Below are 20,538 nucleotides of genomic sequence, written 5' to 3'. Positions count from 1 at the left end.
GGATCTATGCCGTTGGCTAAAATTTACCGTCTTACTTCTATTTTACGTCTTGGCGCTCAGTAATGAAATAGTTAAATAACTACTTGACTATTAGGGAAAGATTGTTCTAGTATTTAATCAAATGGTTGTTTAACTACTAAACCCTTTAGGGGAATGAAACCAGATTGGTAACTTTTAGCAGCGAGTTGAGTGGACGCGATCGCATGATAATGATGCAATGCGCTTCCTGCAACAGCCGCTGGCATTCCCCTCACGTTGATCTACAGCCTGAAGGAGGCGGGAAACCATGTCAGACAACGCTAAATATGTCACCTTGACCAAAGACAACTTTGAAACCGAAGTCCTAGCAAGTAAAGTTCCAGTTGTGGTAGATTTCTGGGCAGCTTGGTGTGGTCCTTGCCGAATGCTCAACCCATTGGTTGCAGAATTAGCTGCCAATTTTGAAGGAATTGCCAAGGTTGGCAAGCTGAATATTGACGACTATGGACACATCGCTACACAATACAACATCCAAGCCGTTCCCACGCTTCTGTTCTTCAAAGATGGTGTGGTGGTAGATCGAGCCACTGGCGTAGCTGCTTTGGAAGTGCTTGCTGACAAACTTAAAGCTTTACTTCCACAGAACAACTTAACCACAAAGCAAGTGGCGATAAACTAACTTAGGACTTACGCAAGAACTCTCTGAAACTCTTATTCCTTCGTGTACTTTGCGTCCTTCGCGGTTCGTTTTTCCATAACTTATGCGTAAGTCCGTCCTGTAACTGTCCAGTTTGCTTGCGGTTCGGGTAATCATACGCGCCACTCATACACTAGCTTGCTAGAGTTTCTGATGTCTGCGTTGTGCAATCAAAAACTGTAATGTCGTTCCAATGGAGATTAAGCCAATGAGCGCGAATGTCAATCTTTTCTCACCTGTTCAGCTGGGTTCCTTAGAACTTCCCAATCGAATTGTGATGGCTCCGTTAACCCGGATGCGTGCGGGAGCGGGAAATGTTCCCAGAACCATGAATGCTACTTATTATGCACAACGGGCGTCGGCGGGGTTAATTATCGCAGAAGCCACTCAAGTATCGCCTCAAGGACAGGGATATGCGAATACTCCAGGCATTCACTCAGCAGAACAGGTAGCAGGATGGCGACTGGTGACAGATGCAGTTCATGCTCATGGCGGGCGGATTTTCTTACAGCTGTGGCACGTTGGGCGGGTTTCTCACCCATCACTGCAACCAGGAGGAGAACTGCCAGTAGCACCCAGCGCGATCGCACCCGAAGGTGAAGCGATCACTCTTGAAGGGCCAAAACCCTTCGTCACACCTCGCGCCTTAGAAACAGAAGAAATTCCAGAAATCGTCGAACAATACCGCAAAGGGGCAGAAAATGCCTTGGCTGCTGGATTTGACGGGGTTGAAATTCATGGTGCCAACGGTTATCTACTTGACCAGTTTCTTGAGGATGGGACGAACAAACGCACCGACCAATATGGTGGTTCAATTGAGAACCGCGCCCGACTTTTGATGGAAGTGACTGAAGCGGTAGTCAGTGTTTGGGGTGGACAACGGGTAGGAATTCGCCTCTCCCCAAGCGGCACATATAATAGTATGTCCGACTCGAATCCATCTGCTTTGTTCAGTTATGTAGCTGATTCACTCAACCGTTTTAACCTCGCTTATCTCCACATCGTTGAGCCGAGAACCGATGGTAATACTACCCTCGACAACTCTACAGGAGGCTTGTTTACCGAATACTTCCGTCCTATCTTCAAGGGGACTTTAATCGCAGCGGGAGGATATGACCGCGACTTAGGGAATGCTGTTTTGGCTTCTGGTAATGCGGATTTGGTAGCTTATGGCAGGCTGTATATTGCCAATCCAGATTTGCCAGAACGTTTTGCACTCCATGCTCCCCTAAATAAGCCAGATCGCGCCACCTTTTACGGTGGCGATGAGAAAGGATATATCGACTATCCAAGCCTTGAACTACAGACGGCTTGAGTGGATTTAGTTTCTTTACATAGAACCTCTTCCCCAACCCTTCTCTTACGATGCTTGGGTTCTTAGGTTGAGGGTGAAGCATTCGCGCCTTGTACAAGTTACTTAAACCGAAATATAGCAGTCCTAAATGGTTCGTGAAGGCGAGATACCCGACTTCTCTAAGAAGTCGGGTATCTAAGTTTATTTCTGTCTTTAATTCTCGTTCTTAGATTAACTGCGTAAGAAGGTTATGAAGGAACTGTCAGCGACACACCATTGTCTTTTGGTGTCATTTGCAGTAAAAACGGAACCGCTTTTTTAACCCAGTCTTTCACCGCTGTGTAAGCAGCCGCCTCTTCTCCAAAACAAATCTCTAACATATTGGTATGAATAATGCCTGGGTTGAGGGGAATCGCCGCCATTCCCGAAGGTAATTCTTGAGCCAACGACTGAGTTAATCCTTCAATTGCCCACTTGGAAGCACAGTAGGGTGCAACTTCAGGCGAGGTGGAACGACCCCAACCTGAACTCAAGTTGACAATGATGCCACTATTGTTTTTAATCATGGCTGGAACAAAGTAGCGAATTACATTAGCGACTCCTTTAATATTTACATCAATGAGTCGAGAAAATTCCTCGTTATCGACTTCCCAAAGTGGGGCGGGTTGATTAATTAATGCGGCATTATTAATTAATAAATCGGGGGATGAGTAGTTAGCTAACAGTTGCTCAGCCCAGGCTTTCACTTGAGGTTCGTCCGCAACATCCACGCTGGCAAAATGATGGGGCGTTCCAAATTTGCGCTTAAGGTTCTGTGTTGCTTCCGTTGAACGGGCGCACCCACAAACTGTATGCCCCAGCTCAATAAATTTTTCAGTCATGGCAAGACCGAGACCCCGACTTACCCCTGTAATTACGATCAGTTTTTTCATAAGTTATACCAATCTTGGATTTTAGATTTGGGATTTTGGAATGGTCAGACGTGGAAACGCAATTATTCGCATTTCTACTACCCCAAATTTAATTGCCAGCTAAGGGTGAATTGTGCCATCAGGCATCATTGCCTTTTGGAGTATAGTCCGCGTCAGGTTAATGCCAGTGAGGTTAGCGCCGGTGAGGTTAGCGCCGGTGAGGTTAGCGCCGGTGAGATTAGCGCCCCTAAGGTTTGCTTTGTTCAAATTAGCGCCGGTGAGGTTCGCTTTGCTGAGGTTAGCCCATCGGAAGTCAGCCTGAGTCATGTTAGCTTCGCTGAGGTTAGCCCTGAAGAGATAAGCATCATTGAAGTGAGCCTCGATCAAGTTTGCTTTGTGCAGGTCAGCTTTGTAAAGGTAAGCTCCAATTAGTTCAGCGTCGTGAAGATTAGCATTACTGAGATCGACGGCAATTAAGTTCGCTGCAATCAGGTTAGCTTCGCTGAGGTTAGTTCTCGTCAGCTTTGCTGCACCGAGATCGGCTTTGTGAAGGTTAGCGCCTCTGAGATCGGTTCCGATCAGGTTCGCATTACTTAGATTCGCTCTTTTTAGGTTAGCGCCTCTGAGGTCAGCCCCGATCAGGTTCGCATTGCCCAAATCGGCATCGCTGAGGTTGGCTTTGCTCAGGTTAGCAATGCTGAGGTTGGCGTTACTCAGGTTAGCTTCGATCAGGGAAGCGGAGTGGAGGTTAGCATCGCTGAGGTTAGCATGACTGAGGTTAGCGGCGATGAGTAAACTATTGCACAGATTCGCCCTTCTCAGATTAGCCCCTGTGAGGATTGCCCCTCTGAGGTTCACCCCTGTGAGGTTGGCTTCGCTCAAATCTGGTTCTATTTGTTGGTTTTTCCTTCTCCACTCAATCCATTTCACTGCACCGTTCTGAAGTAGTGCAAGATGCTCTAGATTTGCCATTTGGATTTCCTTTGCTTAATCCACCAGTGCTAACGCATTGACTGTAATCTGAAGTGGCTTTCTTTCAAAGAAAGCGATCGCATTCCCCATCTCTCCCTCGTCATCAATCTCCTTCAGCTATTCTTGACGCCAACTAGCAGGATTTTCACGACCAGGCAAGCTTTCCAGCGCCACCAACGCCGCCGCAGAACCCGCCAGAATATTCTGTTCTTCTCCGCCCAAATAGAGGCGTCCGAAGCTTCCCACAGCCTGAACTTCCAAGATGTTAATTGCCGCCGCTTTCTCCGCCGCGTTCGCCGCCAGCGCTGCATAAGCGGCAGGTTGAACTTCTAATACATAAAGCGTTTGTCCTGCTAGAAGTAGCTGTCCTCGGCGCGTGCGATTGATCAGCTGCGTTTGGTGAGCATCAATGTTGCGGATAATCTGGCTAGAAACGACGTGCGGCTTGAGACATTCGTCTCGATCAACTCCCAGCGCCTCCAGAATGGCAATGCCTGCCGCCCGCGTCTCTCCTTGGCGGCTGGAATGCACTTCTAGTAGCCCATACAGTCGTTCGACTACCTGCACCCCTGGACGTACAGAGGCAGCTTTGAGGGCGACATCAGTAATCCGGTTGATTTCAATGCCCGGTGAGATTTCAATCCACAGCGACGTATCTCCTGGCAATGGCAAGAACCCTAGCGCTACCGTCCCCATGTAAGCTGCGTGCTGAGGCTGCAAGCTGTCTAGAAATACGTAACTGCGTAGTTCTATGCCCAAGGTGATTATCTCCGGAGGTTAGGAAAAAGGAATCGGGTGCAACATCTGAGTTTACCGCGATCTCAGATCGCCAGAAACTGCGTCTGGTCAGCCGGTCAGGGAAGCGAGAGTCTTCAGGTGGCGCGATCGCGTTTAGGTACCTGAAGACTCACGCAACCAGGGTTCTACCTATTTATAGACCATCGGGTTCTACCCCTTTATAGACACAACTACCCAGGCAGGCGCGTTACCTTAATTTACATAAGTTAACGATAAAAGAATACACCTTTAAGTTATGATGCCTAATCTCTGGGAAGCGACAAAAGAATATTGGCGCAAATTAGATGAGCTAGAAGCTGCCTATCAAAAGGGCGAAGTCTCGATTGAACAGGTAGATGCTAAAGTTCAATTGCTGATGGCGCAACTAGGACGAGAACGCCGTGCAACATTCGCCTATGTTTTTTATAGCTTGCGCCGTCTTTGGGATGAGCAACGGGAAACCATTGTTGGGGTGGCAATTCTCGGAGTTCTGGCGGTTTTCCTTCAAATTGAATACACCTGAAATTCCTAAATCTGGAAAGATGACCGACGCTTAGGTAAGCTGGGATGTATTGAGTGTGTCACGTTACAAGAAAGCGATCGCCTAGAGACAAGCTTTAATATCTGAGTCGCCGATCGATTTTGCCTCATCTAGTCAGCTATCAACCGTAATGTAAAGATTTTTGTCTGGCGCGTGTCAGTTAATAAAGTGTCACGTACTAGAGGATTGATTCGATTGAACAAGCGATATTCTTTATTTGTGTGAGGAGCGAGTTTAAAAGAAAAAGCGTTTGGGGTCGAAACACGGCAAGACTCCCAAGCGCTTTTTCATGTCCGCCAAAATCCCTCAACAACGAACTACAGCTTCAGATTCAGGGCTTATCTTGCCTCCAGAAACGACACATTTGGACTGATAAGCAGGTGGCAATCCTGATGATGGCGAATTGATGGGGCTTTTGACCTCTCCGTAACCCTTCCCTACAAGACTACCGTGTACACACAAGTCGCAGACCTCTCCCTAACCCTTCCCTACAAGGGGAGGGAAAAGGAATAAATTTTTTTGGCTGGAGAGGGGCTTTGAAGATGGCTCCGGCTCCCTTTCCCTACCAGGGAAGGGGTTGGGGGTAAGGGAGTGTCCGATCCGAAAAGTATTGGACTAGATGATTTGTTACATTTTGTTTATTCCGGGATGTAGATACGCTGCTGAGTGATGAGCGTCTAGAGTAACCAGTAGCAGAACACTTTTTGAGATTAAGCACCGATGACAGACGAGCCACGGCTAGAGGAACAGGCGCTCTCGCAGGCAGTGGAAATGGGGCTATCTAGCCTGCTGGATGACGCAGAGAACATAGATGTAGATGTCCGAACCGATTTGCTGAAGATGGCGCAAGGACAGGCAGATTCAGTTTCGGTTGAAGGTCGGGGTCTGGCGATTCAGAAAGATATCCGCGTGCAGGAAATGGAATTGCACGCCGATAATGTTGCGATCAATCTCTTTGACGCGATTTTCGGTCAGATTAAGCTAAACCATCCGCTAGATGCAACTGCCCGTGTTGTACTCACCGAACAAGATATTAACCGCGCTTTAAGCTCAGACTACATCCGCAGCAAATTTCAAAGCATGGAGTTGAATGCGGATGGTCAAATCGTGACCTTGGAACCGCAACAACTGGAGATGCATCTGCCGGGTGACGGCAAGATGGAATTCAGTGGAAAGATGCTACTGCATGACGTGGATAAGGCTCGGCAAGTCGGTTTCGCCGCCGTAGTGCGTCCGCGCACTTCTTCAACGCCAATCTTGTTGGAGGGGTTTAGCTGCAATCCTGGAGAAGGGATTTCACTGGAACTCACGATCGCCTTGATGGAGAAGTTAGGAGAATTGGCGAACTTACCCTATTTTGACCTGCAAGGAATGGCAATCCGCATTAAGGAGCTGTATGTGGAAGAGGGTAGTTTAACCCTTTATACCGAAGCCTACGTCAAGCAAATTCCCAATTAACGATCGAGGATGGAGGGCGCGATCGCATAAGCAAGCGGTTCTCCGTTCAACCCATTAGTTCCGCCTGCACGTAGCGCATCTGAAAACCGCGATAACCCCAGCTTCAAGGAGGAAGCCATGACAGAGTTTCAAGATTTTCTAAAGCACCAATTTGCCTATGTTGCGATTGGAGAATTCAAACCTGGCAAGTTTGATGAGGCTGAGCAACTCTATGAAAAAGCTGTCTCAACCTATACGCAAGGCTTTAAGGGGTCGTACTTACTGCAAGAACCGGGGACTGACCGAGGAATCGCGATTATTCTTTGGGAGAGTGTGGAAGATATGCAAGCTAATCAAAGCGAGGCTTATCAAGCCATATTAAATCAGATGAATCCTTTGTTTGAGAAACCGCCGACCACTGCTTTTTATGAAATCGTTAGTGAAATTCAGCCCATAAATGAAAGTGGTGAATCTCCATCCATATAGTCAACCCGAAAAAGCGATCGCTCTATCCGGTCGGAGAAATTTGAGTCATTTGATGTCAAAGGCGTTCTCGCTGGCACTTCTGACTCCAACTTGATGGCTAGATCGATCAAGAATCGCACATGGCTGATGGTTGAGGCAAGACCAGCTTCGTTTACGGGACACCCGAACTGGGGGAAGAATTCTTGCGGATGTTGCCAACGCAACCATAGCTTTCCATCAATCACTTTTGTACTGATTGACCAGCCTTTATATTGGCTGGGAACTTCTTTAATGTCAGTATCAGCGGCGTTGGATGGTACTGAGAATTGGGGTTGACTGGATGGGAGCATCATTAGGGCACGGGAACTCGATGCCCTTACTATCAGTGAAAATACTGTGGCGGGTCGTGATTCAACCCGCAAGCAAAAGTGATTGTTTAAAGCGATTCAGGTGACAGAACAATGAAATCGTTCGTGATGCGCTTCGCACTGATGGTGTGAGGCACGTCACATTTGCCAGCGGGAAGGCTTGGTGGGAATTAAACTTGTGGCGTTACCATGTCATGCGAGTTGCATTCAAAGAGCCAGGACTTACGCAACATCACCACATATGGGGGCAATCCCCCTGTGGTTGCCCCTACAAAATGCTATATGCATAAACTTTGCGTAAGTCCTAAGAGCGTAGGGTGGGTTGAGCAACAGCGAAACCAACAGAACATCAGCATTTGTTGGGTAACGCTCATCTCAACCCAACCTACTAGCTACGCATTTGAAAGGATCTCACAGCAGCTTCAGTGCGTGACCCAAACGTCACCTAGGACAATAGCAACAAATCTGCTCTTGAGGTGCGATCGCATCCACGACTAAACCGATGAAGGTAATTCAGCAAACTTTTACATTACTCACACTGCGAGAACGCCCAGTTGGCATTTGGATGCTGAGCAGTTTTACCGCTGTTTTAGGGCTTCTTGTTTTTATCTCTTCCAATTGGCCTATTGATTTTTTTGGATTGTTCTGTATTGTTTGTGCTAACTTGATGATGTTTGGAAGTCCGGTGAAGAGTTGCCGATTTGACAAACATCTCAATCGAGTAATTCTCAAACAAAAAGGCTGGTTGGGAACTCAAGTAACGGGTTATTCAATTGACAAGATTACGGGCGTTCAAGTAGAAGAATCCAACTTGGGAGGAATTCGCTTTTACCGGCTTAGTCTGACGCTTTTATCAGGACAGCGATTTTATTTAACTCCGATTCCTAGCACTGACTGGGAATTACAACAAAGTTTGGCTAGCTACATCCAACAATTTCTAAGCCATTAAAGTGGCGACAAAAACCCTATAGCGACTCTTTTGGGTAGAGGCGATAGGAAAGCGCACAAAGAGTCACGCTGTTTACCAATCCACCTCATCCTCATCAATCCGTTTGAGCTGGGAATGATGAGGAAAGTCATACCAGCCATCATCCGTTGTATAGCCTATGCGATCGCCTGCCTCGTACTTCACCACTACCCCTTCCGTACAAAAGTCCAAGCGCCTGACTCGACACCCAACCGGAAACTGCTCAACCAGTTTGGGTGAGGTGTAGGGTTTGAAAGCGATCGCGCTATTGTTCACCATTTTCAGACCTCGGCGCGAAGAGTGCTGCCACGAGCAATGCTAGTTTGAGTGTAGCCCCTTCACTCCACTACTGCTAGTGTTGCTAATTATAGTAAAGTATGTTTTAACCCTACCAGTGGAACCGGGAGGAACTCAAGGAAATGCAGGCGATCGTTGCGGGACGCTGATTTCATTGGGAAAGCCAGTCCTCGGCTACAAGGCGACCAAAGCGCTAGACCAGTTGCTAGCCTCGACTAATTTGATCAAAGAGTATCATCTGCACCCCTGATAATGGAGGAACTGGTAGTCATAGTCCGAACCGCAAGGAGAGCTAGACATCCAGGCTTCACTGGTCAAGAAGTGCTGCATTCTGGCAACAAAAACAGGTAGGGACTGGTGTGTATGTTTTACAAAATTCTCGTGGCAATGGATAGCTCTGAAATCGGCAAGCAAGTCTTTGATGAAGCCGTATCCTTAGCGAAAGCGTTTCATGCCAGTCTGATGCTATTGCACGTCCTATCTGCGAATGAAGAGGGCAGTCCAGGGATTCCAGGAATGCCCGGTCTGGACTACTATCCTTGGCGACGCGATGATGTCCCAAGCGACTATCGACAGCAGTGGGATGCATTTGAAAGTCAATACTTAGCGCTACTGCGATCGCGTGTAGATGAAGCAACGAAGGCAGGAATCAGTGCCGAATTCACCCAAAGCCTTGGCAGTCGAGGTGAAAACATCTGTGACTTAGCTCAAACTTGGGGTGCCGATCTCATCGTAATGGGGCGTCGGGGTCGTTCTGGGATTGGTGAGTTAGTTCTCGGTAGTGTCAGCAATTACGTCCTCCATCATGCCTCCTGCTCGGTTCTGGTTGTGCATCGTTAAGTTCCCAAATGGCACGGGAAGGGTGTTTTAGGGGAACGAAGGCAAAACAAGCAAAAGCGATCGCAGCATTGTTATTCACTTGTCATACCCCTGTCACATTCACGACTTATGCTTGTTTTTAAGAAGCATGGTGAAAACCCTTCTCACACCCATCAGTTAGACGATGCCCTTTCAGCAGAAGAGATGAGAGGGCATTTTTATTAGTGAGCGATCGCTTGAGTGTCACTCATTTGAGCTACCTCAAATAAGCTTCACTCAAAAAAGCGACTGGAAACCAGCCTTGAACAATCGCTATATATAAATCTATCTACCACTCAAGAACTGCTTACTCATCAGTGAGATTATGCCTTCTATAAAGAAGGCTTTTTTGTGAAATGCGATTGGCATCGGGTGTAGGGACACGGCAATGCCGTGTCCCTATGGCAAAGCATCTGGATTCATCTTGGCATCTCATAGAGGCGAAGCATTCCGTAAACAAGCTGTCGCCAACAAGATAAATACTTTATTGGATACCATTTCACTTTTGTGAGTCTACACATCAGCTCCCCCCAACCCTGGCGCTTACGCACCACTGCGCTAGAAAAAGGGAAGTTCAGAACAAGATTAAGCGTAACCTTAAAACAGTGAATGGGTATGAAATAGTAGCTGTTCAATAATTCCTCCCAGACTAGAAAAATTGACTCATTTTGTGAGTTCATCGCAAAATGCCCCGGAGACAGCCCAATTCGTGAAGCATAGTGGTAAGAAATCACCGAAATCCCTACCTTTTTCGCACAATGATGAGTAAGGCACATTGCCGTTAGGAATCGGTAAAACCAGAAGCACAGAAGCGATCGCTTCTGTGTGAAACCATGCCAACAACGATTGGCTTTCCCCATCAAGCAGGAGGATTGCATGGCATCCCGTTATGAATTGGTTGATAGGAGTCAATTGGACTGGCTCATTCTTTATCGTCTAGGGATGATTGCCTGTGCGCCACTCGCTGCCGAGTTGATTGGCAGTGCATTTAATATCTGGTACAACCTGACCCAGATTCAATCGCTGCTGACTCCTGCTCAGAATAGAGTATTTGTCAATACTCTCTTGGTTTATAACGTCGTAGTCTACCCAATCGCTCTGTTCCTATGGGTGCAGATCGTGCTGTCGCTACAGCGCCCTTTACAGAAGATACTGCACCGCCAAACCTTGAGAGCCGAACATCTGATTAAAGCGAGACAACGAGCGATTAATCTGCCGTGGTGGGGAATGCTTGTGGCTGGAATCGGTTGGCTGTTGTGCATTCCCGTATTTCTACTCGCCCTGAATTATGCTCCGGGAACGCTCGACCCGCGCGTATTCTTGCACCTGCCGATTTCGGTGATCGTTGCAGCGCTGATTGCCATCCCTCAAGGTTTTTTTACCGTTGAGCTGTTAAGCCAGCGACTGTTGTACCCCTTGCTGTTTCAAGAAGCTCACCCGGCTGAAACACCGGGGGCTTTTCCCCTCTCGCTTCGGCAACGAGGACTCATGTGGGCAGTATCGGCTGGAGTATGCCCCATCGCTTCGCTGTTACTTTTAAGCTTGACCTATAGTGCATCCGCAACGCCAGATCCCTGGTTCACCTTATCCGTCGGGGGGCTGGGTATGGTCTTCGGGTTTACCAGTGCTTGGATGGTCGGTCAATTAGTCGTTGAACCAGTAGAGATGCTACAGCAGGCGGCTCGCACTGTGGCAGCGGGGAACCTCAACATTCGCCTTACCTTGCTGCGAGCCGACGAATTTGGTCCCTTAATTGATGACTTTAACGACATGATTGAGGAGTTGCGAGAGAAGCAACGCTTGCAAGAAACCTTTGGTCGTCATGTCGGTCAAACAGCCGCTCAACAGATTCTCCAGCGCGATCCCAGCTTAGGCGGAGTCGAGCAGGAATTAACGATTCTATTTGCTGACATCCGCAACTTTACAGCCCGATGCGCTGTTTCCTCTCCCCAGCAAGTCGTGACTATGCTGAACTTGTTCCTGACTGAAATGGTAAAAATTGTTGAGCAGCAGCATGGGGGGATGGTAAACAAATTCTTAGGGGATGGATTTATGGCGCTGTTTGGGGTGGGAGATGACCCACACAATCATGCTGCCAAGGCTGTTGCAGCGGCTCAACAAATGCTCGTCAGCCTGCAATCTATTAATAGCGACCTAGAAAAACAGGGGCAAGCTCCTTTAGCAATGGGAATTGGCATTCATACGGGGTCTGTGGTGTTGGGCAGTATCGGCTCGCCCCAGCGCTTGGAGTACACTGCGATCGGAGATCCGGTGAACGTCGCCTCGCGGATCGAATCTTTGACCAAGGAACTCGGAAAACCGTTGCTGCTGAGTGCGGCGACTCACAAGCAATTACCCTCACCCTCGACAATTTCGACCCAAGAATTGCCTCCCCAGCAAGTGAAGGGGCAACCCCACCCGATTATTGTGTATTGCCTAAAGGAATAGTCGGCATCCACGCCTAATTCACTGACCGAAACAGGAGGGAGGAGGGAGGAGGGAGGACTGAGGACTGAGGACTGAGGACTGAGGAGGGAGGACTGAGGAGGGAGGAAGGAGGACTGAGGAGGGAGGAAGGAGGACTGAGGAGGGAGGAGGGAGGAAGAAGGACTGAGGACTGAGGACTGAGGATTGAGGAGTGAGGACTGAGGAGTTACGCTTTTTCAATGGTTTCAGGAGTTTTGTCAGTGAATTATGCCTTCACGCTTCATCTGTTTAATCGGCTGGTTCGTGGTACGGTTTTAGATCCGTTGATGTCTCAAGAGTTTTATACTCCTCCAAATGCATCCACCCAATCTAAACCCCAAACACTTTCAGGAATTAGCCTTGGACAGCGGCATTGACCGCGATCTGGCTTTGCTCAACTTCATCTCATTGGAAGGAGACGCCTTTTATGAGTATTTGTTGATCTCCGATCGCATTCCCCGGACGAATACTGGAATGGTGAGCAGTTGGTGGCTGCATCGCTATGCTCATGGGGCGAAAGGAGGCTGGTGGTGTTCGGGACTAGACCCGCTCAACCATTGGCGTTTGATGGAGTGGGGGTGTTATAAGCCGAACCATCCCAAGCCGGACAAAAAGGGTAAACTCATCAAGTACGAGCATCCTCCCTGCACGCCGACACGGATTTTTTGTCTGAGAGTGCCCCTTCATATCTGGCAGCAGACTGCATCGCGCTACGGCGTCCCCATGCCAGAGAAGATTGCGATCGCTCAAACTGGAGAAGCGCTGGGATTTTGGCAGTGGGTGCTAGAGATGAAAATTCCGGCGATCCTTTGCGAGGGAGCCAAAAAAGCTGCTGCTTTATTAACGCAAGGATATGCTGCGATCGCTTTACCGGGCATTACTAGCGGCTACCGCGTCACCAAAGACTTTCAAGGCAATGTCCAACGCCGACAATTAATTCCAGACCTTCTCGCCTTCACTCGACTCAAGCGCACCTTTTTCATCTGCTTTGACTACGAAACTCAACCCAAGACTATCAAGGCAGTCAATCACGCGCAAACTCAACTGGGCGAACTGTTAGAGGAACAAAATTGCCCTGTCAAAATTATCCGGCTTCCCGGATTAGAAAAAGGCGTTGATGATTTTATTGTCGCCCAAGGCGCTGCCGCCTTCCAGACAGTCTATGAAGCCAGTGTCAACTTAGAAACTGACCTTGCCAAAAGCAAACCCCACACCGAGTTAACCTATTCCCCAGCACTCACCCTCAACCGTCGCTACCTGGAAAAATTGCCTTTTCCCACCTCTGGATTAGTCGGAATCAAGTCTGCTAAAGGAACCGGAAAAACCACCGCACTTGTATCGCTGATCCAAGAAGCGAAAAATAGAGGCGATCGCGTTCTGCTCCTCACCCATAGAATCCAACTAGGGCAGTTCTTGTGCGAAAAAATAGGAGTGAATTGGATTAATCACCGCACACTCGAAAAGCGGGAGAAAAACTCCCATAACTTATTACCCATTGCCCCATCTTTAGGACTTTGTATTGATTCCATTTGGAAGCTGAACCCAGAACATTGGCAAGGCGCGATCGTGATTCTGGATGAAGTTGAGCAATCCTTATGGCATCTCCTCAACAGCGACACTTGTAAAGACAAGCGAATCAAGATATTAAGAGTCTTCCAGCAGCTAATCTCCACTGTGCTGCAAACTGGCGGTTTGGTTATTGCCCAAGATGCTGACTTATCAGACCTTTCCCTAGACTACCTGAAAGGACTAGCAGGAATTAAAATTGAGCCGTGGGTTGTATTGAATGAGTGGAAGCCTGAAACTGGCTGGGATGTCACCTTCCACAACACCCCAAATCCAACCCTGCTAATTCAACAGTTGGAACTCGATCTGATCGCCGGACGAAAGTGTTATGTTACAACCGATAGTCGTTCTGGGCGTTACAGTTCAGAAACCATCGAGCGCTATATCAAACAACGTCTAGAACAGTTCCTTCGACAATACCCCAAGACGTTAGTAGTCAGTTCTCAAACAACCAACACTCCCGGTCATGAGGCGGTCAATTTTGTTGAAACCATCAATCAAAAAGCCTTAGACTATGACGCAGTTTTTGTGACTCCTAGCCTGGGTACAGGAGTCAGCATTGATGTGGAACATTTCGACCGTGTTTATGGTATTTTTCAAGGGGTAATTCCAGACTCAGAAGCCCGACAAGCATTAGCCAGAGTCCGTCAGAGCGTACCGCGAATTGTTTGGTGTGCTAAACGAGGCATTGGCATGATTGGCAGTGGTAGTAAGAACTATCGGGTACTGTCTCATTGGTACCAGGAAAATCAGAAAGAAAACCTAGCTTTGATGAGTCCGCTTCATCCAGTTGATGTGGATTTGCCCTTAGTTTATGACCTCATTCACCTAAGAACTTGGGCGAAATTTGCAGCTAGAGTAAATGCTTCGATTACCCTGTATCGTCAATCTATGTTAGAAGGATTAATCGCTGAAGGACATCAGGTGAATGTCATGAGTGATGCTCCCCCCCATGAGCGCCTCAGAGAGCTACGGATGGCACTTTTAGCAGCAGCTCCTTGTGATTGGGAAACGTCTAAAAAGCTGGTTCGAGAAATTGTTAAAATTCAACAAGAATTTGAAGATCGTCGCCAAAAAGCTAAATCTATCAAGCATCAAATTGTCAAAATTAGGAATCAAATTGAATTACAAGCAGCCAGTGCAGTTGCTAATTCTCCAGATATCGATCGCAGAGAATATGAGCGTCTGTTAACCAAACGTTCTTTAACGGATGAAGAGCGAAATCAAGTGCAAAAATACATCTTGAAACAGCGTTATGGGGTAGAAGTGACTCCCCAATTAAAGCTGCGGGACGATCGGGGATATTATTCACAGTTGTTGGTTCACTACTATTTGACTCACGAAAGCGAGTATTTACAACTACAAGATCAACAAGAATGGCATCAGCAGTTAGAAAGAGGCGAGGGTAAAGTTTTTCTGCCAGATTTGAATACTTACACTTTAAAGATTGAGGCGTTGAGAGCGTTAGGAGTAGTACAATTTATCCATCCAGATCGTGAATTTCAAGAAACTGATTTAGACTTAATTGAACTCAAAGCTACTGCACTCAGGTGCAGCAAGCACATTAAACGAGCTATCGGAATAAGCATTCCGATGGAAACAGAGAAAGAGCGTCTAAGTTGCATAAAAGTGCTTAGCAAAGTTTTGAATTTACTAGGATTAAAACTAAGGTCATTTAAAAGAAAAGATGATGGGTATAAAAATCCAATAAAAGTTTATAAAATTGACTCAAAAACTCTTGATGATGGCAGAAGCGAAATCTTTGAAGCGTGGCGTTCCAGGGAAGGATTAATGCGGAAGAGTGTTTCCAATGATAAAGTTTTCACCCTGAAAGCTGAAAGATTTAGCACCCCATGCAAACCAGCGCTATTTCATTCCCAGCGATATAGCAATCCTAAGTGATTTCTAAAATTCTCTTCTTTTTCTTTCTTGGCGTTCTTGGCGTTCTTGGCGGTTCGTCAAAAAAATATATTACAAATAAAATAGGATTGCTATAAACTGAGGAACGGCGAGCAACATTGATGAAAAAAACAGCTATTTTAAAAGCTTTTGTATTCAAAGTTACAAATTTAGTTCATACAGAATTCTTCCTTAAGTGCAGGTAAGACATCCTATAAGGATTAATGTAAAACAGGGAACAAGCAACAGGTAAAATTTACTTGTTGAGAACTGTTGCAACCGCTAGGCACAGCGATCGCTATCGAGTAGATAGGCAAACCCGACTTTCGTTGAGCAAGAGTTTCCCTTAGGCTTATCTACGCTAACGCAGGGATGAGTGCAACTGATTGACAAAGCCGTTTGGTTTGTTGAGAGAATACTGATGGTTTGTTGTGCAGCCTACTTTTGCTTTTGCTTCTTTGGGGTAATTTTATATGAACTCAACATACGATTTTCAATACTTTCAGGGGAGTTCTCTTTCCGATCTGTTTGCTCAAGACATCGTAGATGCACGGTATGCATTTATCCTAAATTACCCGGCGACAGCGAGTTGGGCTGCTTACCCTAACAAGAAAAAATACTTTATTCAAGACGGTAGTAGTGAAGCCACCAAAACTTCCTTCGACAAAATTTGCCAGAAGGAACCTTGGAAAAATCTGGCGGTGTTAGGCGATGTCATTCCTGGGGTGATCGTCAGTTCGCCACCAGACGCGCTGATTGACTATTGGCGGGAGCATTTTGGCTTCAGCTACACCAATATAGAGAGGATAGACCGCTCAACTTATCTGGATGAACTCAGCCAGAGGGATACTCCGGAAGAGTCGCTGAGCGATCGCTTTGATAAACTTATCACTCTATTTCCCTTCGATCATCTCAAACCTGAAAAACACGCCGTCAATCCGGACACCCACTACCGCTTGCTTAGCAAAGTAACGCTAGCCGATCTGGGGATACAATGTCCAAAATATGAAACATACAATCTGCACGCCTTTAGCCTGAAAGACATTCAATTACCACAATTCCCATACTTGATCAAAACCTCCCACGGACTGTCAGGAGAAGGCACTTATATTATCAAAAGCCCCAGCGAACTGAACTACTGCTTGCAGGAATTAAGGAAATACCTTGATATTAAGTTCGTGGATACGATTATTGTCTCGGAGTTCGTCAAGAATGAAGTGCAGAACTCCTGCGTGCAGTTCTATGTTAGCAAGGCGGGAGAGATTACGCTCATTGGCACTACAACCCAAATTGTAACTCCAGAAGGCAACTATTTAGGGGGACTCATTCACTACCGCGAAACCGACATGAGCAAGTTCTTTGAGATGATTGCTGCTGTTGGTAAGTATGCTCATCAACAGGGTTATTTCGGCGTGATTGGCTTTGATGTATTGGAAGATAAAGACGGACAACTTTATGCAATCGATGCCAATTTTCGAGTGAATGGCTCGACTCCACTCTGCTTGCAGCGTCATACTTTACTGGGACTGGGAAAAGAGGTAGCTAAATATTCCAGTGATTATCGGATGGATGGGACATTGGACTCTATTCTTGTCACCTTGAAACCAGAACTGGAGCGCAAGGACTTTACGATCTTGTCGGCTTTAGAGAAGGTTAAATACGGAAAGATTTACACCGAAATTTACGGTATTGTTGCTGGAGAGACGACCGAAGATATGCAGCACATCGAGCAGAATTTACAGCATAAAGGATTGCAGTTACTCAGTTAAACGTTAATGGATTGGTTCAAGCATCATCTTCTAGGTTTCAGCTTCATTTCCATCCGATTTTCCCGATTGCAATATTATCCAACCAGCGCTAGCAATCAACGCACTAATCACTAAGAACCCAACATCGTAAACGAATGTATGCGAACCCGTTCTGACATGATGAATGCCTAAAAGATGATGATCGATGACTCCTTCAATAAGATTGAACGATCCAAACCCTAGTAATAGGGAGCCAATGAAGGTTGATGCTGACAAAGAATTACTTTGTTTTGCGGCTCGCCAAAGCAGAAAAATCCCAATTAAGGTCAGTAACCAATCAAACAGATGAAACAAACCATCACCGAGAGTGTTTAGTTCCAAACCGGCAACGGTAGCATCAGTTTTAACACTGGAAAACATATGGTGCCATTGTAATAATTGATGAATTACAATCCCATCAAAAAATCCAGCCTGACCCATTCCTAACACAATACCAGCCGCAATCAGAGGGCGGCGATCGCGCTGATGTATGGAAGAATTTTCTTGACTACTCACCTTAGATGTAGTTTGGTTTGAAGTCATGACAAAACCTCCGTAACAACCTCAGCGCGTACATCACTCCCAGCTAAAACGAATTTTTGAGTGCTGTTCATATTTACTATGGGTAGAAGAAGCCTACTCCCAGTGAATAAGTATAACTTTTCAAAAGTGGCAATTTATATCGAATTAGAGCGGTCTAACACCGTCTATGCTTTAGTTATACTGCACCAGACCAAACAGGCGAGCGCCTTCGGTGACGGGTGCTATTTCAGACGGCAAACCGGGTTATTTGCTCTGTAGCGCTGTTTCCTCTGAAGTTCCCCGGAAGTGGGAAAATGAGACAAATGGCGCTTAGTGACAAAATTGCAAGGAAAGAGGGAAATGCTAAAACGGATTGCCGCACTACTACTCGTGGTATTAAGCGTAAGCTTGCAAAGTTGCACTGTCGCCAGTGCCACCAGTGGCTTAAAAAGCTATGTAGATAGCACCGACGGTTATCAGTTCCTATATCCCAACGGCTGGGTTCCAGTCGAGGTGAAAGGTGGAGCCGATGTCGTGTTCCACGATATCATTGAGCCTTCTGAAAATGTGTCAGTCGTCATTAACCCAGTTGCGGCAGGGAAAACCCTCGCTGAGTTGGGGACACCGACGGAAGTGGGATACAAATTATCAAAAAGCGCGATCGCACCCCCAGGATCGGGACGCGAGGCAGAATTAGTGAACGCTGAAAAGCTGGAATCTAACTCTAAGACTTATTACATACTGGAATACACCGTCAAACTCCCCAATCAGCAACGCCATAATCTTGCCTCTATCGCTGTCAGTCGCGGCAAACTCGTCACCTTTAACGCTTCTACCCCAGAAAAACGCTGGGGAAAGTTGCAGCCGTTGTTGCAGCAAGTCGTTAGTTCATTTTCCGTCTATTGATAGTTATTGACTGATGGCTAATGGCTAATAAAAGTGATGAGAGTTATGAGGATTGAGGCGAAAAGAGAATTATTTAATTCAAAACGCGCTACGCGCCGCTACGAAGAGCAAAACTCAGACGCGATTAATCGCGTCTCTACTTAAAACTTTTTGACAATTAGCAATTCGCCACTGATAACATAACGATGAACCTTCCCACTTTAGTCTTAGCCTCCGCTTCTTTTGCCCGCCGCCGCCTGTTACAAAGTGCCGGGATCGAGCCGGTGGTTTGCCCTAGTGATTTTGATGAGTCTCTAGTCCCAGCTAGCGTTGCATCCGAATTGGTGCAAACTCTGGCGCTGCGTAAAGCTGAAACGGTTGCGAATCAATTTCCAGATGCTTTGATATTGGGATGCGATTCGGTTTTGCTAGTTAACGGCGAGATTCATGGGAAACCAGCAGATGCAGCACAAGCGATCGCCCGTTGGCAAAAAATGCGCTCCCAAATCGGCGAACTCTATACGGGTCATGCTTTAATTGACCTGCAGCAAGACAAAACGGTGGTACGCTGCGGCATCACAAAAGTTTACTTTGCCGATGCGAGCGATCGCCAGATTGAAGCCTACGTCGCCACTGGCGAACCCCTCAACTGTGCTGGCTGCTTTGCCCTCGAAGGGAAAGGCGGACTATTTGTAGACAAACTGGAAGGTTGCCATACGAATGTCATTGGTCTCAGCTTGCCACTACTTCGCCAGATGTTCGGTGAACTGGGATACGATGTCACCGATTTTTGGCAAGGATGAAGGATGAAAAAGGTCCGTTTTCCAGGCTACCAGTTTCCGGCGGGACATCCGTTGCTACTGACAACGAATGACTGACAATTGATTTGTGCCTTTTTCTTAAATTGCTCCGGAATTTGTTAAGGTTCCTAGATTTTTGAGCGAGGCAAAGGATCTGCGTGTCTAATATTGGCTAAGGCAAAGCTTTTGGAGGGCTTTTCTTCATGGGAGTAAGTAACGAGTTTAAAGCACAACTCAAGGCTGGCAAAATTGTTGAGGCACTCACCTTGGCACTCAGCGAAGCCATCGAGTTAGAAATCACCACCTGGGTTTCATCCGCTGACTCAGACACCTCGGCTGGAGTAAGGACAGATCAACCTTTATCCGGTCACTGTATGCGAACCCGCATTAACATTGTGGATGGTGATATTGAAAATGAAGTAGGCAGCGAATTTCTCAATAGTGGCCCCTACAACGAACTGCGAGAATTTCACCTCCAGCAAGTTCAGGAAGGTCGGGAAATCATTCAGGAAAACCTGGCAAACTTGCAACAGTTGTTTACAGTTCTAACGAACACGCTATCTGAGATGCCTGGGTCGCGCTTGCGTTCAAATCCGCAACAAGTGTTACCTCCCATCAATTCAGAAAACCCTTGAGAGTCAGAATAAATGCAAGTCAAAAGTCAACGCTTCACTTTAGGACTGAGTACTGAGTGCTGAGTGCTGAGTATACCCCAGACTTAAAAATCGGGGCTTGACATCAGGACGCGAGAGTTCCTTCGGGCTACATCTACTTGAAACAAATTGCGTCTCTAATTTCCGGTTTGAAAAGGCTTGTACCCTACTTACTCAGTCCTAAATCCTCATTCCTTAGTCCTCAGTCCTAAATCCTCAGTCCTCAGTCCTCATTCCTCAGTCCTCAGTCCTAAATCCTCAGTCCTCAGTCCTAAATCCTCAGTCCTCAGTCCTCATTCCTCAGTCCTAAATCCTCAGTCCTCAGTCCTCAGTCCTCAGTCCTCAGTCCTAAATCCTCAGTCCTAAATCCTCAGTCCTCAGTCCTCAGTCCTCAGTC

Annotated in this window: 25 protein-coding genes; 16 read left to right on the top strand and 9 right to left on the bottom strand. The window is 46.9% G+C overall.

What is annotated here, in order from left to right; all coding sequences use genetic code 11:
• Nucleotides 1-286: 286 nt before the first annotated feature.
• Nucleotides 287-658 (top strand): thioredoxin, encoded by a 372-nt coding sequence (gene trxA, locus ACFW2W_RS15645; RefSeq protein WP_378179777.1) that lies wholly within the window; start codon nt 287-289, stop codon nt 656-658.
• A 226-nt stretch (nt 659-884) separates the two neighbouring features.
• A complete protein-coding gene (locus ACFW2W_RS15640) occupies nt 885-1,991 on the top strand; it encodes an alkene reductase (protein ID WP_378179774.1) in 1,107 nt (368 codons plus the stop codon).
• Nucleotides 1,992-2,218: 227 nt separating this feature from the next.
• On the opposite strand, the gene ACFW2W_RS15635 is transcribed toward ACFW2W_RS15640, so the two are convergent.
• The 3 genes from ACFW2W_RS15635 to ACFW2W_RS15625 form a co-directional block, all read right to left on the bottom strand.
• On the bottom strand, nt 2,219-2,902 hold the full coding sequence (locus tag ACFW2W_RS15635; protein ID WP_378179771.1) for an SDR family oxidoreductase: 684 nt from the start codon (nt 2,900-2,902) through the stop codon (nt 2,219-2,221).
• A gap of 99 nt (nt 2,903-3,001) precedes the next feature.
• Nucleotides 3,002-3,853 carry a pentapeptide repeat-containing protein gene (locus tag ACFW2W_RS15630; protein ID WP_378179767.1) on the bottom strand — a complete coding sequence of 284 codons (852 nt, stop codon included), beginning with the start codon at nt 3,851-3,853 and terminating at the stop codon, nt 3,002-3,004.
• Nucleotides 3,854-3,970: 117 nt separating this feature from the next.
• Nucleotides 3,971-4,612, bottom strand: a complete 642-nt coding sequence (locus ACFW2W_RS15625; RefSeq protein WP_378179765.1) for a hypothetical protein — start codon at nt 4,610-4,612, stop codon at nt 3,971-3,973.
• Nucleotides 4,613-4,886: 274 nt separating this feature from the next.
• Here ACFW2W_RS15625 and ACFW2W_RS15620 point away from each other — a divergent pair, with 274 nt between their 5' ends.
• Both ACFW2W_RS15620 and ACFW2W_RS15615 read left to right on the top strand, forming a co-directional pair.
• On the top strand, nt 4,887-5,153 hold the full coding sequence (locus ACFW2W_RS15620; RefSeq protein ID WP_378179762.1) for a hypothetical protein: 267 nt from the start codon (nt 4,887-4,889) through the stop codon (nt 5,151-5,153).
• Nucleotides 5,154-5,891: 738 nt separating this feature from the next.
• Nucleotides 5,892-6,629: a DUF2993 domain-containing protein gene (locus ACFW2W_RS15615; RefSeq protein ID WP_378179759.1), complete on the top strand. Its 738-nt coding sequence runs from the start codon at nt 5,892-5,894 to the stop codon at nt 6,627-6,629.
• Here the strand turns inward: ACFW2W_RS15615 and ACFW2W_RS15610 are convergent.
• Entirely contained in the window at nt 6,626-6,748 is a 123-nt protein-coding gene (locus tag ACFW2W_RS15610) for a hypothetical protein (protein WP_378179756.1), read from the bottom strand. The two genes, ACFW2W_RS15615 and ACFW2W_RS15610, sit on opposite strands and share 4 nt — an antisense overlap.
• Here ACFW2W_RS15610 and ACFW2W_RS15605 point away from each other — a divergent pair.
• Nucleotides 6,747-7,094: an antibiotic biosynthesis monooxygenase gene (locus tag ACFW2W_RS15605; protein ID WP_378179753.1), complete on the top strand. Its 348-nt coding sequence runs from the start codon at nt 6,747-6,749 to the stop codon at nt 7,092-7,094. The genes ACFW2W_RS15610 and ACFW2W_RS15605 overlap by 2 nt on opposite strands.
• On the opposite strand, the gene ACFW2W_RS15600 is transcribed toward ACFW2W_RS15605, so the two are convergent.
• On the bottom strand, nt 7,055-7,426 hold the full coding sequence (locus tag ACFW2W_RS15600) for a hypothetical protein (RefSeq protein WP_378179750.1): 372 nt from the start codon (nt 7,424-7,426) through the stop codon (nt 7,055-7,057). The two genes, ACFW2W_RS15605 and ACFW2W_RS15600, sit on opposite strands and share 40 nt — an antisense overlap.
• A gap of 517 nt (nt 7,427-7,943) precedes the next feature.
• On the opposite strand from ACFW2W_RS15600, the gene ACFW2W_RS15595 reads away from it, so the two are divergent.
• Complete coding sequence (locus ACFW2W_RS15595; protein WP_378179747.1) at nt 7,944-8,390, top strand: hypothetical protein; 447 nt, start codon at nt 7,944-7,946, stop codon at nt 8,388-8,390.
• A 72-nt stretch (nt 8,391-8,462) separates the two neighbouring features.
• On the opposite strand, the gene ACFW2W_RS15590 is transcribed toward ACFW2W_RS15595, so the two are convergent.
• Nucleotides 8,463-8,687 (bottom strand): hypothetical protein, encoded by a 225-nt coding sequence (locus ACFW2W_RS15590; protein ID WP_378179744.1) that lies wholly within the window; start codon nt 8,685-8,687, stop codon nt 8,463-8,465.
• Between the two features lie 76 nt (nt 8,688-8,763).
• Here ACFW2W_RS15590 and ACFW2W_RS15585 point away from each other — a divergent pair, with 76 nt between their 5' ends.
• The 3 genes from ACFW2W_RS15585 to ACFW2W_RS15575 all read left to right on the top strand — a co-directional run bounded on the left by ACFW2W_RS15585 (nt 8,764) and on the right by ACFW2W_RS15575 (nt 12,011).
• Nucleotides 8,764-8,955 carry a hypothetical protein gene (locus ACFW2W_RS15585; RefSeq protein WP_378179741.1) on the top strand — a complete coding sequence of 64 codons (192 nt, stop codon included), beginning with the start codon at nt 8,764-8,766 and terminating at the stop codon, nt 8,953-8,955.
• A gap of 113 nt (nt 8,956-9,068) precedes the next feature.
• Nucleotides 9,069-9,545 carry a universal stress protein gene (locus ACFW2W_RS15580; protein ID WP_378179738.1) on the top strand — a complete coding sequence of 159 codons (477 nt, stop codon included), beginning with the start codon at nt 9,069-9,071 and terminating at the stop codon, nt 9,543-9,545.
• A gap of 894 nt (nt 9,546-10,439) precedes the next feature.
• Complete coding sequence (locus tag ACFW2W_RS15575; RefSeq protein ID WP_378179736.1) at nt 10,440-12,011, top strand: adenylate/guanylate cyclase domain-containing protein; 1,572 nt, start codon at nt 10,440-10,442, stop codon at nt 12,009-12,011.
• 18 nt (nt 12,012-12,029) lie between these two features.
• Here ACFW2W_RS15575 and ACFW2W_RS15570 read toward each other — a convergent pair whose 3' ends face one another.
• Nucleotides 12,030-12,230 (bottom strand): hypothetical protein, encoded by a 201-nt coding sequence (locus ACFW2W_RS15570; RefSeq protein ID WP_378179734.1) that lies wholly within the window; start codon nt 12,228-12,230, stop codon nt 12,030-12,032.
• Here ACFW2W_RS15570 and ACFW2W_RS15565 point away from each other — a divergent pair.
• Both ACFW2W_RS15565 and ACFW2W_RS15560 read left to right on the top strand, forming a co-directional pair.
• Complete coding sequence (locus tag ACFW2W_RS15565) at nt 12,230-12,406, top strand: hypothetical protein (RefSeq protein WP_378180016.1); 177 nt, start codon at nt 12,230-12,232, stop codon at nt 12,404-12,406. The two genes, ACFW2W_RS15570 and ACFW2W_RS15565, sit on opposite strands and share 1 nt — an antisense overlap.
• Complete coding sequence (locus tag ACFW2W_RS15560; protein ID WP_378179732.1) at nt 12,345-15,497, top strand: plasmid replication protein, CyRepA1 family; 3,153 nt, start codon at nt 12,345-12,347, stop codon at nt 15,495-15,497. Before ACFW2W_RS15565 ends, ACFW2W_RS15560 begins: the two co-directional genes overlap by 62 nt.
• On the opposite strand, the gene ACFW2W_RS15555 is transcribed toward ACFW2W_RS15560, so the two are convergent.
• Nucleotides 15,490-15,654, bottom strand: coding sequence for a hypothetical protein (locus ACFW2W_RS15555; RefSeq protein ID WP_378179730.1), 165 nt, complete (start codon nt 15,652-15,654; stop codon nt 15,490-15,492). The two genes, ACFW2W_RS15560 and ACFW2W_RS15555, sit on opposite strands and share 8 nt — an antisense overlap.
• A 313-nt stretch (nt 15,655-15,967) precedes the next feature.
• Between ACFW2W_RS15555 and ACFW2W_RS15550 the strand changes: the two genes are divergently transcribed.
• The gene (locus ACFW2W_RS15550) at nt 15,968-17,263 is read left to right on the top strand and encodes a carbamoylphosphate synthase large subunit (protein ID WP_378179728.1); all 1,296 of its coding nucleotides are present in this window, start codon (nt 15,968-15,970) and stop codon (nt 17,261-17,263) included.
• Nucleotides 17,264-17,293: 30 nt separating this feature from the next.
• On the opposite strand, the gene ACFW2W_RS15545 is transcribed toward ACFW2W_RS15550, so the two are convergent.
• Nucleotides 17,294-17,824 carry a DUF2243 domain-containing protein gene (locus ACFW2W_RS15545; protein ID WP_378179726.1) on the bottom strand — a complete coding sequence of 177 codons (531 nt, stop codon included), beginning with the start codon at nt 17,822-17,824 and terminating at the stop codon, nt 17,294-17,296.
• 339 nt (nt 17,825-18,163) lie between these two features.
• On the opposite strand from ACFW2W_RS15545, the gene psbP reads away from it, so the two are divergent.
• The 4 genes from psbP (at nt 18,164) to ACFW2W_RS15525 (ending at nt 20,507) form a co-directional block, all read left to right on the top strand.
• Nucleotides 18,164-18,709 (top strand): photosystem II reaction center PsbP, encoded by a 546-nt coding sequence (gene psbP, locus ACFW2W_RS15540; protein ID WP_378179724.1) that lies wholly within the window; start codon nt 18,164-18,166, stop codon nt 18,707-18,709.
• A gap of 185 nt (nt 18,710-18,894) precedes the next feature.
• Complete coding sequence (locus ACFW2W_RS15535) at nt 18,895-19,491, top strand: Maf family protein (RefSeq protein WP_378179722.1); 597 nt, start codon at nt 18,895-18,897, stop codon at nt 19,489-19,491.
• 200 nt (nt 19,492-19,691) lie between these two features.
• Entirely contained in the window at nt 19,692-20,123 is a 432-nt protein-coding gene (locus tag ACFW2W_RS15530; protein WP_378179721.1) for a hypothetical protein, read from the top strand.
• A gap of 177 nt (nt 20,124-20,300) precedes the next feature.
• The gene (locus ACFW2W_RS15525; RefSeq protein WP_378179719.1) at nt 20,301-20,507 is read left to right on the top strand and encodes a hypothetical protein; all 207 of its coding nucleotides are present in this window, start codon (nt 20,301-20,303) and stop codon (nt 20,505-20,507) included.
• The last annotated feature ends 31 nt before the right edge of the window (nt 20,508-20,538 follow it).

Origin of the sequence: Coleofasciculus sp. H7-2 (genome assembly GCF_042747725.1) — a bacterium.
Classification (GTDB): Bacteria; Cyanobacteriota; Cyanobacteriia; order Cyanobacteriales; family FACHB-T130; genus FACHB-T130.
The sequence above is the reverse complement of the archived record's forward strand: the minus strand, read 5'-3'. Positions and strand labels throughout refer to the sequence as shown.